The 14,419-nt window shown below is 65.7% G+C and carries 14 protein-coding genes, 1 other RNA gene and 1 riboswitch; of the genes, 6 read left to right on the top strand and 9 right to left on the bottom strand.

Translation table 11 applies throughout. The features are described 5' to 3' along the window. The first annotated feature begins 5 nt into the window (after positions 1 to 5). Together cbiB and PEP31012_RS13900 are read left to right on the top strand one after the other, a co-directional pair. Positions 6 to 986, top strand: coding sequence for an adenosylcobinamide-phosphate synthase CbiB (gene cbiB, locus PEP31012_RS13905; RefSeq protein WP_150589934.1), 981 nt, complete (start codon positions 6 to 8; stop codon positions 984 to 986). A gap of 444 nt (positions 987 to 1,430) precedes the next feature. Next, positions 1,431 to 1,649 (top strand): hypothetical protein, encoded by a 219-nt coding sequence (locus PEP31012_RS13900; RefSeq protein WP_150589933.1) that lies wholly within the window; start codon positions 1,431 to 1,433, stop codon positions 1,647 to 1,649. 289 nt (positions 1,650 to 1,938) lie between these two features. On the opposite strand, the gene PEP31012_RS23675 is transcribed toward PEP31012_RS13900, so the two are convergent. Further along, a complete protein-coding gene (locus tag PEP31012_RS23675; protein ID WP_174978241.1) occupies positions 1,939 to 2,112 on the bottom strand; it encodes a hypothetical protein in 174 nt (57 codons plus the stop codon). 312 nt (positions 2,113 to 2,424) lie between these two features. Here PEP31012_RS23675 and PEP31012_RS13895 point away from each other — a divergent pair, with 312 nt between their 5' ends. Beyond that, on the top strand, positions 2,425 to 3,348 hold the full coding sequence (locus tag PEP31012_RS13895) for a cobalamin-binding protein (RefSeq protein ID WP_425494963.1): 924 nt from the start codon (positions 2,425 to 2,427) through the stop codon (positions 3,346 to 3,348). 199 nt (positions 3,349 to 3,547) lie between these two features. Here PEP31012_RS13895 and PEP31012_RS13890 read toward each other — a convergent pair whose 3' ends face one another. The 7 genes from PEP31012_RS13890 to PEP31012_RS13860 form a co-directional block, all read right to left on the bottom strand. Further along, on the bottom strand, positions 3,548 to 4,147 hold the full coding sequence (locus tag PEP31012_RS13890) for a histidine phosphatase family protein (RefSeq protein WP_150589931.1): 600 nt from the start codon (positions 4,145 to 4,147) through the stop codon (positions 3,548 to 3,550). Further along, complete coding sequence (locus tag PEP31012_RS13885) at positions 4,138 to 5,034, bottom strand: adenosylcobinamide-GDP ribazoletransferase (protein ID WP_246171292.1); 897 nt, start codon at positions 5,032 to 5,034, stop codon at positions 4,138 to 4,140. The genes PEP31012_RS13890 and PEP31012_RS13885 overlap by 10 nt, the downstream gene beginning before the upstream one ends. Beyond that, on the bottom strand, positions 5,031 to 6,125 hold the full coding sequence (gene cobT, locus PEP31012_RS13880) for a nicotinate-nucleotide--dimethylbenzimidazole phosphoribosyltransferase (protein WP_150589930.1): 1,095 nt from the start codon (positions 6,123 to 6,125) through the stop codon (positions 5,031 to 5,033). The genes PEP31012_RS13885 and cobT overlap by 4 nt, the downstream gene beginning before the upstream one ends. Positions 6,126 to 6,156: 31 nt before the next feature. Next, a complete protein-coding gene (gene cobO, locus PEP31012_RS13875; RefSeq protein ID WP_150589929.1) occupies positions 6,157 to 6,813 on the bottom strand; it encodes a cob(I)yrinic acid a,c-diamide adenosyltransferase in 657 nt (218 codons plus the stop codon). A gap of 91 nt (positions 6,814 to 6,904) precedes the next feature. Beyond that, on the bottom strand, positions 6,905 to 7,729 hold the full coding sequence (locus tag PEP31012_RS13870; RefSeq protein ID WP_150589928.1) for an ABC transporter ATP-binding protein: 825 nt from the start codon (positions 7,727 to 7,729) through the stop codon (positions 6,905 to 6,907). Further along, positions 7,726 to 8,721 carry a FecCD family ABC transporter permease gene (locus PEP31012_RS13865; RefSeq protein WP_150589927.1) on the bottom strand — a complete coding sequence of 332 codons (996 nt, stop codon included), beginning with the start codon at positions 8,719 to 8,721 and terminating at the stop codon, positions 7,726 to 7,728. The genes PEP31012_RS13870 and PEP31012_RS13865 overlap by 4 nt, the downstream gene beginning before the upstream one ends. 27 nt (positions 8,722 to 8,748) lie before the next feature. Beyond that, positions 8,749 to 10,854 (bottom strand): TonB-dependent receptor plug domain-containing protein, encoded by a 2,106-nt coding sequence (locus PEP31012_RS13860; protein ID WP_150589926.1) that lies wholly within the window; start codon positions 10,852 to 10,854, stop codon positions 8,749 to 8,751. 154 nt (positions 10,855 to 11,008) lie between these two features. Beyond that, a riboswitch (cobalamin riboswitch) is annotated at positions 11,009 to 11,260 on the bottom strand. Between the two features lie 89 nt (positions 11,261 to 11,349). On the opposite strand from PEP31012_RS13860, the gene PEP31012_RS13855 reads away from it, so the two are divergent. The 3 genes from PEP31012_RS13855 to ssrS all read left to right on the top strand — a co-directional run bounded on the left by PEP31012_RS13855 (position 11,350) and on the right by ssrS (position 12,186). Further along, positions 11,350 to 11,661: an ATPase gene (locus tag PEP31012_RS13855; RefSeq protein ID WP_150589925.1), complete on the top strand. Its 312-nt coding sequence runs from the start codon at positions 11,350 to 11,352 to the stop codon at positions 11,659 to 11,661. Beyond that, on the top strand, positions 11,658 to 11,969 hold the full coding sequence (locus PEP31012_RS13850) for a cell division protein ZapA (RefSeq protein ID WP_017235030.1): 312 nt from the start codon (positions 11,658 to 11,660) through the stop codon (positions 11,967 to 11,969). The genes PEP31012_RS13855 and PEP31012_RS13850 overlap by 4 nt, the downstream gene beginning before the upstream one ends. 35 nt (positions 11,970 to 12,004) lie before the next feature. After that, positions 12,005 to 12,186, top strand: a non-coding RNA gene (gene ssrS / locus PEP31012_RS13845) — 6S RNA. A 209-nt stretch (positions 12,187 to 12,395) separates the two neighbouring features. On the opposite strand, the gene PEP31012_RS13840 is transcribed toward ssrS, so the two are convergent. Then, the gene (locus tag PEP31012_RS13840) at positions 12,396 to 14,177 is read right to left on the bottom strand and encodes an acyl-CoA dehydrogenase (protein ID WP_150589924.1); all 1,782 of its coding nucleotides are present in this window, start codon (positions 14,175 to 14,177) and stop codon (positions 12,396 to 12,398) included. Positions 14,178 to 14,419 lie beyond the last annotated feature (242 nt).

The following is a 14,419-nucleotide window of genomic DNA, read 5'->3' as shown; positions in this document are numbered from 1 at the left end:
TGCCGATGCTCACCGACATCGCCCCCGAATCGCTCTGGCTCGCCGCACTGATCGGCGTACTGCTCGACGCCTGGCTCGGCGAGCCGCGCCGATGGCATCCGCTGGTCGGGTTCGGCTACGTCGCCAACGGCGTCGAGGCATGGCTCAACGCCCCCGCCATCCAGGATAAGCCGTTCAGCGCCATGACGCGCGGCGTGTGGGCTTGGGCGATCATGTTGGTGCTACCCGTGCTGATCGCCTGGGCGCTGACGTTCCTGCCCGGCTGGGGCGGCATCGTGTGGCAGGCGCTCGCGTTGTACGCGGCCTTGGGGGCGCGCAGCCTGCGCGAGCACGTGATGCCCATAGCCCAGGCGCTGCGCGACGGCGATCTGGCGCAAGCGCGCGCGCTCACCGCACGCATCGTCTCGCGCGACACCGAGGACGCGAGTGCCGCCGATCTCGCCCGCGCGGCGGTGGAGTCGACGCTGGAGAACGGCAACGACGCCATCTTCGGCGCACTGTTCTGGTTCGCCATCGCGGGGGCGCCTGGCGTCGTGCTGTTCCGGCTGGCGAATACGCTCGACGCCATGTGGGGCTATCGCACCGACCAGTTCCTGTACTTCGGCCGGCCGGCCGCACGCATCGACGATATCCTCAACTGGATTCCCGCAAGGCTGACGGCCGCGAGCTACGCGATCTTCGGCGACGTTGCCCGGGCCATCGACTGCTGGCGCACGCAGGCCAGCGCATGGTCCAGCCCGAACGCCGGGCCGGTGATGGCCGCCGGCGCGGGCAGTCTCGGTGTCCAGTTGGGCGGCCCCGCGCGCTATCACGGCGAGTGGGAAGCGCGCCCGGCACTGGGCTGCGGCATGACGCCGTCGGCGCAGCATATCAGGGCCGCGTGGCGGCTCCTCTCGCGCTCGATGTGGATGTGGCTCGTCGTCAGCGGCGCGCTGGCGCTCTTCGCGGCCTCGCAGGCCGATGCCGTGCCGGCCGGAATGTTGTGAGCGTGAGGGCGATCCCCGCGTTGCCCACGCCGCCACTGCCGTACGTCGTCGGCAAGTGCTTTGCGCGCGCGAGTATTCGCGCGGGCTCTGCCGCGGTGTCCTGCGAGGTGGGCAACGCACCTTGCCGAGCATCTCGGGCCTCGGACCCTCAGTGGCCCGGCAAGGTTCGCCTTGTGTGATACGGCGTGCCAAGCGGCCTTGAACGGCTCACGCACCGAATGACGTTTTCGGGAACTGCGGAAGTCAGGGGCCGTCCAAAATCCTTGTAACGTTCCCGAAGGGCCATCTCAAACGTGCTTACCTCGTATCAGACGACGTGAGACGCCTGCCCTTTTCGTTACAAATTGAAGCATTTCTGCAACAAATGCACACAGTCATCGCCGAAGGGCGCCGTTAGACTGAAGGTTCTTTCGCAAGGGCTTTCCCCGATAAAAGGACGACCAAATGAAAAAACTGCCTCTGTTGCTCGCTACCCTCCTGACCGCCGCTGTCGTGACCGTCGGTTGCACGAAGAAGGAAGACCAAACGGCCGCGCCGGCCGCCGACACCTCGGCATCGGCTCCGGCGGCAGACAATGCCGCACCGGCCAGCGACGCAGGTGCTGCCATGAGCGCTCCGGCATCGGATGCCGGTGCTGCCGCCCCGGCCCCGGCCTCCAACTAAGGCTGCCAACCGGTTGGCCCGGCACTGCCGCGGATGTCATGCCGTTGCACGATGCCCTGTCCAACCGAATAACGCAGTAAAACGCCAGTAACGCCCTGACAACGCGTTAACGACCGCGCCCCCTGAACGCTCCGGCGTCAGGGGGCGCGGTCGTTTGAGCTTGCGGCGAGATTTGCCGCAAGACGTCCGGCGAGGCTTCGCGTCCGGTGCTCGCGTGAAGTGCTCGCGCGAGGTATTCGTCCAGGTATTCGTCGTGGTGTCCTTCGAGGTGCCCCGTGGATTCCCTCCGTCACTTGACCACCGTCACACCGCCATCGATCACGCCGTACGCTTGAACCTTGCTCGTGCCGATCGTGCCACTCGCCGCGCTCGAACCGCCGTTCCCGTCCGGTGCAGCACAGGCACCGAGCATCAGCGACAGGGCGAGCGCCAGCGCGCCCATCGTTCCGATATTTCGCTTCACGACTTTCACTCCTCGAATCCCGCGCGCACGATGCGCGCCCATTGTCTGTCGATGTCCCGACGCGTTCTGACCCATCGCGTCGCGCATCGTTCGACCTCTCCGGGGTAACGTCGGTTCGACGGGGCCAACCCACCAAGCCCTTGTCGCGACGACGCAACCCGCAGAGAATGTCGAGTCGGCGCGCCGGCCACCGCGTCTTCCCGACGTCGCACCATCGCCGCCGCGTGCCCTCCACCTCCTAAGCCGCCCGCCCAGATGCCGCTCAATCTTCCGGCCATGCGCCGCCTTCGTCGTCTTCGTCTTGTTGCCCGAATGCCTCGAATGCCCCACATTCGCCGCCACGGGCTCGCCCTGGCCGTCGCGTGTTTCGCCACGCTCAGCGCTCACGCCGCGATCTCCGTCAAGGATGACTCCGGTGCCACGGTCACCCTTGCTGCCCCGGCCCAGCGCGTGGTGAGCCTCGCCCCGCACGCGACCGAGCTGCTGTTTGCGGCCGGCGCGGGCGACAAGGTCGTGGGGGTAGTCGCCTACTCCGATTACCCCGAGGCCGCACGCCGCCTGCCGCGCGTCGGCGACAACAGCGCGCTCGATCTCGAACGCATTCTCGCACTCAAACCCGACCTGCTCGTCGTGTGGATGCATGGCAACTCGCAGCGTCAGATCGAAGCATTGCGACAGTTGAAGCTACCGATCTTCTATTCCGAGCCGAAGCATCTGACGGATCTGCCCGCGGCGATCGAGACGCTGGGCACGTTGACGGGAACGCCCGCCAAGGCGGAAGCGTCGGCGCAAGCCTTTCGTGCGCGTTACGAAGCGCTGCGCAAGCAATACGCGTCACGCGCGCCGGTCGCGGTCTTTTATCAGGTATGGACGCAACCGCTCATGACACTGAACGGCACCCATATGGTGAGCGACGTGATTCGACTGTGCGGCGGCGTGAACGTCTTCGCCGACGAGGCGCCGCTCGTGCCGCGCGTGTCCGTCGAAGCGGTGCTGGCGAAGCGGCCCGAAGCAATGTTCACGGCGACGCTCGGCGCGACAAGCTCGGCCAAGCCGCTCGCCACGCTCGATGCCTGGCGCAAGTGGCCGCAGTTGCCCGCCGTCGCGCACAACAACCTGTTCGGCATCGACGGCGACCTCATCAGCCGCCCCGGCCCACGTATTCTCGACGGCGCACGCACGATGTGCGAAGACCTCGACATCGCTCGCGCGCGTCGTCAATCGGCCGCGCAGTGATGGGCGAGCGAGGGAGTGGCGCCGTTAGAGAGTTAGAGAGTTAGAGAGTTAGAGAGTTAGAGAGTTAGAGCGGTTGAGCGGTTTAGCGGTTGAGCGGTTTAGCGGTTTAGCGGTTTAGCGGTTTAGCGGTTTAGCCGTTTAGCCGTTTAGCCGTTTAGCCGTTTAGCCGTCTAGCCGAATAGTTCGGAAAACAGACGACTTACACGTTCCAGCGCATCAATCGCGCGTGACCATCGTCGGCGATGTGAAGGTGGCACAGGGCGCCGAAGTCGAGCGCCCACGTCAGGCATGCCGTGGTCGGCATGCGCAGCGCCGTCGCCGTGTGTAGCCGGATCGGCCCGGCGTGCGCGACGGCCACATGCACGTCCTGCGCGGCGCTCCCCACGCCGCGCAATCCCCTCGCCCACGCGGCCATGCGCAACACGATGTCGCGCGCGGGCTCCCCCCCGGGAGGCGCGAACCCGTTGATGTCGCGTGCCCACGCATCGAGATCGTTCCGGTCGAGCGTGTCCCACGGCCGCATTTCCCACACACCGAAGTCCATCTCGGCAAGACGGGCGTCTTCCTTCACCGGCACACCTAACGACGCCGCCAACGCATCGGCGGCGCATCGCGCGCGCCGCAACGGGCTGCTGTGAATCGCCACGGGCTCGCGGCCATCGAGCCTCGCCGCGAGACTGGCCCGCATTGCCGCGACACACGCATCGAAGCGCACCGCGTCGACCGGCAGATCGGTCCGGCCGTAACAAACAGTCGACGCAACGTCGGGCGGCGGATGCCGCATCAGGATCAGATCCATGCGCACACCGTGAGATACAACGCGAGTTCGCCGAGTTGCTGCGCGAAACCGAGCGTGTCGCCGGTATAGCCCCCCAGGCGGCGGCGCAGATATCGGATGAAGCCCGCGCGCAACGCGATCAGCACCACCGCGCCCGTCATGCCGGCGCGCCAGTCGGGCCACACCCACCACGGCACGCTGCACGCCACGCCGAACAGCAGATCGCGCATGCGCAAACGCTGTGCGACCGGTTTGGCCTTGCCCTCCGGGCGAACGTAATCGAGCGTGCGCAGCAGACTGATCGCCATGCTGCGGCTCGCGGCGTGCGCACCGATCAGCACGAGCGCAAAACCGCCCCACCCTGCCGCGGCCTGAATGTCGACGAGGGCCTGCCACTTGACAGCAAGCGCCAGCCACAGCGCCACTGCGCCATAGGTGCCGATGCGCGAGTCGTGCATGATGTCCAGCGTGCGCTCGCGCGTGAACGCGCCGCCGAACGCGTCGACCGAATCGGCCAGGCCGTCCTCGTGAAACGCGCCGGTGAGCATCACGCTCACGCCCAACCCCAAGGCAATTGCGAGATGCGGCGACCACAACCGGCCCATCGCCACCGTCAACAACGCGACGAGCGCGCCGACGAACACGCCAACGAGCGGGAAGTAACGCGTCGCGGCATTCAGTTGCTCGGGCGAGTACCCGACCCACTGCGGAATCGGCACCCGTGTGAAGAAACCGAGCGCGGTCAGGAAAAGCCGCACCTGCCGCCGGATGCCCCCGAACGCTCCTGCGCAAGCCCCGTCGGACGACGGAAGATCCTGCGTCGCCAACGCGCGCGACGGCGCGTCGGCATCGCGAGCGCGGCGCGAAGGATCGGAGGATGAGGGGGACGAAGGGGGCAAGGGCGTCATTGACCGGTCGCCTCGCGCTCGCTCACGCCGGCGCCTTCGAACGTTGCCATCTCGCGCAGGAACGCGGCCGCCGCCTGAATGAGCGGCATCGCGAGCGCGGCGCCGGTGCCCTCACCAAGGCGCAGGCCAAGTTGCAGCAGCGGCGTCGCCCCGAGAATGTCGAACATGGCGCGATGGCCGGTTTCGTCCGAGGCGTGCGCGAAGACGCAATAGTCGAGCACGGCCGGCGACACGCGCGCGGCCACCAGCAGCGCCGACGTGCTGATGAAGCCGTCCACCACGATGACGAGCCCCGATTTCGCCGCCGCGAGATACGCGCCGGTCATCATCGCGATCTCGAAGCCGCCGAAGGTGGCGAGCGTTTCCAGCGGGTCCGGCATCGCATTCGACGCGTGCGGATGCGCCGCCAGCGCGCGCTCGAGCGTGACGGTCTTGCGCGCGAGACCGGCGTCGTCGACACCGGTGCCGCGCCCGACGCATGCCGCCAACGGCAGACCGGTCAGACGCTGCATCAGGCACGCCGCCGACGACGTGTTGCCGATGCCCATCTCGCCGAAGCCGATCATGCGTGTGCCACGCGAGGCGTGCGCCACGACGCGCGCCGCCCCGGCGGCCAGCGCCGTTTCGAGCTGCTCGCGGGTCATGGCGGGGGCGTCGAGGAAGTTCTGCGTGCCGCGGGCCACGGGAATGTCGACGAGCGACGCATGCGGCGCCTGCGATGAAAAATCGGCCGCAACGCCCGCGTTCACGACTTCAAGCTCGATGCCGTGCGCGCGGCAGAACACGTTGATGGCGGCGCCGCCACGCAGGAAGTTGTGCACCATCTGCGCGGTGACGGCCTGCGGATACGGGCTCACGCCGGCGGCGACGATGCCGTGATCGCCCGCGAACACGATCATGGCCGGGCGCGCGAGATCGGGCGTGGCGCTTTGCTGAATCCGGCCCACCTGGTGGGCCACGCGCTCGAGTGCGCCAAGGCTGCCGGGCGGCTTCGTCTTGATATCGATGGCATGCGTGAGCGACGCGTCCATCGCCGTGGCGGGCGCGGCAATGTCGAACAGTTCGACAAGCAAGGGGCTGAGAGCATTCATACAGGAACGTTCTAAAACAATGCGGCGGTGGTTACATTTCAACGCCGGCCTGCGCGCGGATGCCTTGAGCAAACGCGTGCTTGACCGGCGTCATATCGGTCACGGTGTCGGCGGCGTCGACAAGCGCTTGCGGGGCGCCACGTCCGGTGATCACCACATGTTGCATCTCGGGCCGCGCCTGCAAATCGGCGATCACAGTGTTGACGTCGAGATAGCCGAGCTTGAGGGCAATGTTCAGCTCGTCGAACAACACCAGGCCGAACGACGGATCGCTCAGCATCCGGCGCGCTTGCTCCCAGGCCGCTTCGGCCTTCGCGATGTCGCGCGTGCGGTCCTGCGTCTCCCACGTGTAGCCCTCGCCCATCACGTAAAACTCGCACTCCGAAGGGAAGCGGCGCAGGAAGGTCTCCTCGCCGGTCGGGATCGCGCCCTTGATGAACTGCACAACGCCCGTCTTCATGCCATGTCCCATCGCACGCACGACCATGCCGAAACCGGAGCTCGATTTGCCCTTGCCGTTGCCGGTCGTGATGACGATCACGCCGCAGTCACGCTGGGACTGTGCGATTTTGTCGTCGATCAACGCCTTCTTGCGCGCCATACGCGCGCGGTGGCGCTCGTTGCGAGCGTCGTCGGTGGCCGATGGCGATTCGGATGGCGTTGGCGATTGCGGTATTTCTTGCGTCATGAACAGCACCTGTCAAAAGCGGGCATGCGGCGCAGGACGGCCGCACGCGGGTGAAAAGGTATGCCGGCGCATCGTGGCGTCATGCGCGCATTCATCGGCGGTGCATGGGCACGAGAGCCTCGTCGTCGCCGTCGCGGATGAGGCGCAGCGGATAACCGAAGGCATCGCTACAATGCTCGGCGCTGAGCACGTCGCGCACCGGGCCAGCGCGCCATCCGCCGCGGCCGTCGAGCAGCAGCGCATGCGTGGCGAAGCGACGCGCCAGATTCAAATCGTGGCAGGAGAAGATGACGGCCGCACCGTCGCGTTCGGCGTGGCGTGCGAGTCGTTCCAGCGCGTCGATCTGGTGATGCAGATCGAGATGCGAGACCGGTTCGTCGAGCAGCAGCAACGGCGTGGCCTGCGCCAGCACAGCGGCCAGCGATACGCGCTGGCGCTCGCCGCCCGAGAGCGTGGTGACGTCGCGCGCGGCGAAGCCTTCCAGGCCGACCTGCGCGAGGGCGCTCATGGCGGCGGCGATGTCGTCGTCCGACTCCCACGCGCCCCAACGGCCCTGCGCCAGATAGGGATGACGCCCCGCCAGCACGACTTCGAGTGCGGTGGCGCCGAATGCGTCGCGTGTCTGTTGCGGCATCAGCGCGCGCACCTTCGCCAGCGACGCCGGACGCCACTGTGCCAGCGCCTTGCCACCGATCGTCACACGACCGCTGGCGGTGAGCGCGGCACGGCGCGGTGACGTGTCGTCGACGGGGCGCAGCCCCGAGAGCGTGCCGAGCAAGGTCGTCTTGCCCGCGCCGTTGGGTCCGGCCAAGCACCAGCATTCGCCAGGCGCGACCGCGAGATCGAGCCCGTCGACCAGCACCCGCTCAGCGGCGCGCAGTTTCAGCGCATGGGCTTGCAGCAGGAAGGCGCTCATCGGATGGCCCGCCGCGAAAGCAGCCACAGGAAGACCGGCACGCCGAGCATCGCCGTGATGACGCCAACGGGCAGTTGCGTCGGCGCAATCACGGTGCGCGCCACCAGATCGGCCAGCATCAACAGTGCCCCGCCGCCCAGCGCCGCCGCCGGGAGCAGCATGCGCTGATCGTTGCCGAAGCGCAGGCGCAGGATGTGCGGCACGACGAGCCCGACGAACCCGATGCTGCCTGCGGTGGTCACCGCCACGGCCGTCGCCAGCGACGCCGCCAGGTAGATGCGCGCACGCAGCGGGCCGACGGCCACACCCACGCCTTGCGCTACCGTTTCACCGCGCAGCAATACATTCAGGCGATGCGCGACCGGACACACGATGAGCAACGTCACGGCCAGCGCGATCAGCGGCAGCCAGGCGCCGTCGACCCCGTTCAGATCGCCCGTGAGCCAGAACAACATGCCGCGCAGGCTGGCGTCGGGCGCGAGCGTCAGAATGAGGGTGGCAAGCGCACCAAAGCCGGCGGCCATCATCACCCCGGTCAACAGCAGTTGGGTACTGCTGTCCCGATCGCCGGGACGCAGAAAGCTGCGATGCGAGAGCGCCATGACGAGGGCGATGGCGGCAAGCGCACCGACGAAGGCGCTTGTCTGCACCCAGAAAAAGGGCAGCATGAGCGCCAGCGACGCCAGCGCGGCTACGCCTGCACCACCGGAAATGCCCAGCACATAAGGGTCGGCGAGCGGGTTGCGCAGCAGGGTCTGCATCAGCGTGCCCGCGACCGCGAGCAGGCCGCCACAGGCGAACGCCGCGAGGGCGCGCGGCAGGCGCAGACGCCAGACGACGTCGCCCGCCAGACCCGCGTCATGGCCAAGCAGCAGCGAGCCGATTTCGCGCAACGAGACCGGCACACTGCCCAGCATGAGCGACGCGACGAGAATGACCAGTGCCACACCGGCCAGCCCCGTCCAGATAGCGAGGGCGCGACGCAGCGTCATGCGTCGTCTCGCCCTGCGGGGGCGTCGTCAGAACTGCTTCCAGCCGAGCGAGACGTAGATTGCACGTCCGAGGGTGTTGTAGCCATAGACGTTCTGGTAGTGCTTGTTGAAGACGTTGTCCAGGTGCGCCGAGACGTACCAGGATTCGTCGATATCGTAGCGTGCCTGCAGATTCAGGAGCGTGTAGGCGCCGAGATGCTGGCCGCCCGTATCGTAACGCTCGCCGCTGTAAAACACGTCGCCGCCGACGGTGACCTTGTCGAAGGTCTTCGATAGGCCGACCGACCCGAACTGTCTGGCGCGACGCGCGAGTTGCTTGTCGGCATCCAGATCGGTCGGGTTCTGGCGCGTGAACGACGCGCGCAGATCCACGCCGAGGAACGGACGGCCGGCATAGGTCAATTCAAGCCCTTCGACACGCGCCCTGGCGACATTCGCGGCCGTGTATGGGAACACGGTTAGCGACTGGATCAGGTTTGTGTAGTTGGTCTGGAACCCCGTCAGCTTGACCAGCCCAAGCCGCTCGCCACCGTTGAACTGCACGGCGACTTCCTTCGAGATCGAGCGCTCCGGCAGCAGGTTCGGATTGCCGTAGCCCGGGTAGAACAACTCGTTGAAGGTCGGCGCGCGGAAGCCGTCGGACGCATTGGCCATGACCTTCCACTGGTTTGTCACGTGGTAACCGTAGCCCAGCCAGTAGCTGTTCGCGCCACCGAAATCGGAATACACGTCGCGTCGCACGTTCGCCTGAATCTGATGCTTGCCGAACCGGCCTTCATATCCTGCGTAGCCCGAATCGAGATGGCGGTTGTTGCGGTCGTAGTTCGTGTTGCTCTCGACCGTCTGCTCCAGACGCGTGTAGCCTGCGATCAGCTTCTGATCCGGCATGAAGGCATATTCGTTGGCCCAGTCGATCTGATTGCTCGACGTATGGAAGTTGCCGTTACCGTTGCCGTTCAGGTAGTTATAACTGTAGTCGTCGCCCTGCGTGACGGTGATGCGGGTCTTCCACTTGTCCGTGAGGTTGCCTTTCGCATAGCCGGAGATCTGGCGCACGCGGGTGTCGGTGTCGTTCAGATCGGAGGGCTTGCCGTAAGCGTTGTCGTAGCTGCTGCTGCCATCGCTCTGGAACAGGCGCGCGCCGACCTCCCACGTATCGCCGAGCTTGCGCGAGAGCGTTGCACTCACGCTGGTGTTGTCGTCGCCGTTGCGGTTGGGGTTGACCTGCGGGGCGAAGCGCGGATCCTGCGCCGAGATGCCGTTGGTATGGAAGCGCGAGACATCGAGCGAGAAGCGGGTCTTGCCGTCGTCGAACGAACCGGCGATACCGGCGTTGGCCTGCGTGGTGTTGTTCGTGCCGTAGCCCACCTCGGCGTAGGCGCGCGGCGGGCCGCCGTTGCCCTTGCGCGTGAAGATCTGGATCACGCCACCGACGGCCTGCGAACCGTACAGGGCAGAGACGTTGCCGCGCACGATCTCGATGTGGTCGATTTGCGACACCGGGATCTGGGCGATGTTGGTCGTGCCGGTCGTGGCCGCGTTGACCGGCACGCCGTCGATGAGCACGAGCGAAGCGTTCGACGCCGCACCGCGCATGAAGACGCTGGCCGACGTACCGAAGCTGCCGTTCTGAACGATCTCCACACCGGCCTGGCCGCGCAGCAGCGTCGGCAGATCCTGCACTTGGCTGCGTTCGATGTCTTCGCGCGTGATGACCGATGTGGCAGCCAGCGTGTCCGTGAGCGTCTGTTCGGTGCGCGAGGCCGTGACGACGGTCGCCTTGAGCTGGACGGCAGTCGCGCTGTCGGTCGCGGAGGTCTCCGACGTATTGGCGGCCAGGACGACCGGCGCGGGCGATGCCGTCGATGCGGCATTGACGGACTGCGCCGACTGGGCATGGGCGCCGAGGCTCGCGGCCATCAGGGCCGCCGCGATGGCGAGACAATGCGGGGCAGCCACAGCGCCGGCGTGTGCCGAAATAGCGCGGGTGGTACGGGTAGTGCCGGTGGTGCCGATGGCACGAGGAGCGCCGGTAGTGCGGGTAGTGCGGGTAGTGCGGGTGGTGCCGGTAGTGCGAGGGATGCCGGGCAAGGCTGGCGCGTGCAGCGCCATCGCGCGAACGTGGGTGCGCATGGTCGGGTGTGACTTCCGTAGTTTTTTTATTGCCTAGGCCCGTTCCCCCGCAGGCCGCTGGCGCACGGGGAGCGCCGCAGACACGTCACGGATGCGAAGCATCGACACATGAAAACGACGACCGCCCGCCACCGGCTGTGCCGGATGGCATGGCGTTTCCCCACTCACTCAGGCCGGTATCCGGGCTGGTCATCGTGGCGCCTGACCGGCCTTCCCGTGAGCGGATAGCGCACAGTGGCGATGGAGGTGAAGCGCGTTTTCGGAAACCTTTCGGGCCGAAAGAATGACTTACCGTTGCGGGGGCAGCACAGGTTGGCCAGCCCGTGTGGGGACGCGGCTCCCTGTTTCCCGTTTAACTGCGCATGCCGGGGAGGCGTGCGCGAGCACCGAAGTGCCGCAAGTGTAGGGGCCATTCGGACGAGCGTCAATGCTCGTTCGTCGGGCATTGGCCGCCGATTCCGTTAGAATGTAGGGCAATCAAGAGGACGCAGCCCGATGCTCACCGATCTCGACAATCTCACCGACAAAATTGAACAGTTGGTTGTGATCAGCCAACGTTTTCATCAACACAACCAAGCGCTGCTCGCCGAACTCGATCGCGCGCGTGCAGAATGCGACGACACCCGCACCGCCGCCGAGCAGTTGCGCGTGGAGCGCGACGCCCTGCGTCTGCAGCGCGATCAGCTCGCCGCCAAGATCGACGAGGCGCAGGTTCGCCTGAACGCCATTCTGGAAAAGCTCCCGACGCAGAACCCCGCTGAAGGTCAAATGGATCTGCTCGGCACCCCCGGTGGAGAAAACGCATGACGATCAAGCAGCTCGAAGTCAATATTCTAGAGCAGTCGTACCGTCTCGCCTGCCCGCCGGAACACGAGGCCGACTTGCTGTCCGCCGTGTCGCGCGTTGATGCCGAGATGAGCAAGGTGCGTGCACAAAGCAACGTGCGCGGCACCGACCGGATTGCCGTCATGGCAGCCTTGAGTCTGGCATCCGAATTGCTTGCGCTGGAAAAAAGTATTGCGGCTGGACAAGCATTCCCCGCAGAAGAAATTCAGAGTAGAATGAATCGCATGAACGAACGACTGAGCGCTGTGATCGATCAGTATCAAAGCTGAAAATTCACTGGCTGCCGTTCGAATCAAAAAGTTAGTTTTCCCTGCCTGGTTCGCGAAAGTCATAGATTCCTTGAACCAATGATCTGTTGCAGGTTGCGGAAGTTTGTAGTGCTGGTGTGATCGTCACTCCGTCTGATGAACCCGAAGCGTTACTAACCGCGACCACCTTGAACCTCACGGTTCAGGATGCCGGCTTAGCGGCTGAGGCGGGGACCCAATACACGGCACTGCACATGCAGTGCCGTTTTTTTTTGCCTGTCGCTTTCGAGAGATGGCTCTCGTGCGATGGCTCTCGTGAGGTTGCGTTCGTGAGTGGCTTTCGTTTCGAGATCGCTTTCGCGTCGGCACACCGCGCTCGTGCAAAAAAGAAAGCGGCCCGCAGGCCGCTTTCCGTCTCCATCGCGTCACGCCAGCGTGACAGGACGATCAGAACTGCGCTTCATTCAACGACAGCGCCGACGCCGCCCCCTCGGTAATGGCCTGCGCAAGTCCCGGGGCGCGCGTGAGAAAGTGATCGGCAAAGAAGCGCGCGGTACCCATCTTGGCGTCGTAGAACGACGGATCCTGATCACGTAGTTTCTGTGCGGCCAGCAGCGCACGGCCCATCTGCCAGCCCCCCAGCACAATACCGGCAAGCGTCAGATAGGGCACGCTGCCCGCAAACACCGCGTTCGGGTTGTCTTGCGTGTTCGCGACCACATAGTCGACCACGATCGACAGCGCCTCACGTCCCTTCGCCAAACGCTGTGCCACGCCCTGCCCCACGCCGCCCAGCGCACGCAGTTCGTTCTCGGTCACCATGATCTGCTCGCACAGCGCGCGCGCCACCGCACCGCCGTCGCGCAACGTCTTGCGCCCGATCAGATCGTTCGCCTGGATCGCCGTTGTGCCTTCGTAGATCGGCAGGATGCGTGCATCGCGGTAGTACTGCGCCGCGCCCGTTTCCTCGATGAAGCCCATGCCGCCGTGTACCTGCACACCGAGGCTCGTCACCTCGAGCGACATCTCCGTGCTCCAGCCCTTCACGATCGGCACGAGGAATTCATACACGGCCTGTGCGCGTTTGCGCTCGGCGGCATCCGCCGCGTGGTGACCGATATCGGCTTGCGCTGCCGCCACGTAGGCCAAGGCACGTGCGCCTTCGGTCAGCGCGCGCATCGTCATGAGCATGCGCTTGACGTCCGGGTGATGAATGATGGCCACGGCGTCGCGCGACGAGCCATCCACCGGCCGGCTTTGCAGACGATCACGCGCGTACGCCACGGCATGCTGGTACGCACGTTCGGCAATGGCCACGCCTTGCATGCCGACCGCGAAACGCGCCGCGTTCATCATGATGAACATGTATTCGAGACCGCGATTCTCCTCGCCGACGAGGTAGCCGATCGCGCCGCCGTGATCGCCGAATTGCAGCACCGCCGTCGGGCTCGCCTTGATGCCGAGCTTGTGTTCGATGGACACACAGTGCACGTCGTTGCGCGCCCCGAGATTGCCCTCGGCGTCAACGTTGAACTTCGGCACAATGAACAGCGAAATGCCCTTCACGCCCGGCGGCGCATCGGGGGTGCGCGCGAGCACGAGATGCACGATGTTCTCGGCCATGTCGTGTTCGCCGTACGTGATGAAAATCTTCGTGCCGAAGATGCGATACGTACCGTCGGCCTCGCGCTCGGCTCGCGTGCGCACCATCGCGAGATCGGAACCCGCTTGCGGCTCGGTCAGGTTCATCGTGCCGGTCCACTCGCCCGAGAGCAGTTTCGGGACGTAGAGCGCGCGTTGCGCGTCGGTGCCCGCGGTGAGCAATGCTTCGACCGCGCCGTCGGTCAACAGCGGGCACAACGCGAACGACAGGTTCGCGGCATTGAGCATTTCCGTACACGGCGTCGCGACGAGTTTCGGCAATCCCTGTCCGCCGAACGCCTGCGGATGCAGCACCCCCTGCCAGCCTGCTTCGGAGAACTGACGAAACGCCTCCTTGAAGCCCGGCGTCGTCGTGACAACACCGTCCTTCCACGTGCTCGGCTGCTGGTCGCCGATGACGTTCAACGGGGCGAGCACTTCCTGATTGAAACGGGCCGCCTCCTCGAGCACCGCCTGCGCGAGTTCGGGCGAGGCGTCCTCATAGCCCGGCAGCGTCGAGATGCTCGTCAGGTCCGCCAGTTCGTTCATCACGAACTGCATGTCCTTGATCGGGGCCTGATAACTCATGTCGTTCCTCCAACGAATTCCGATAGCCTGCGGATGACGGCGAATGCCGGCGTGCTTGGGAAGTGCTTATGCTTTTGTTTGATCGATTCGCATGAAGACGCCGCACCGTCGCCGGCCAGCCTCCTCATGCGGATCGGCTGCGGGAGTCGATCCCGCAGCGTCACCTCAGGACTCGCTTACAGCGCGCCCGTCAGCTCCGGCACCACCGTGAACAGATCGCCCACCAGACCGTAATCCGCCAC

Source organism: Pandoraea eparura (genome assembly GCF_902459725.1).
GTDB lineage: Bacteria > Pseudomonadota > Gammaproteobacteria > Burkholderiales > Burkholderiaceae > Pandoraea > Pandoraea eparura.
This window is presented reverse-complemented; position numbering and strand designations above follow the sequence as displayed.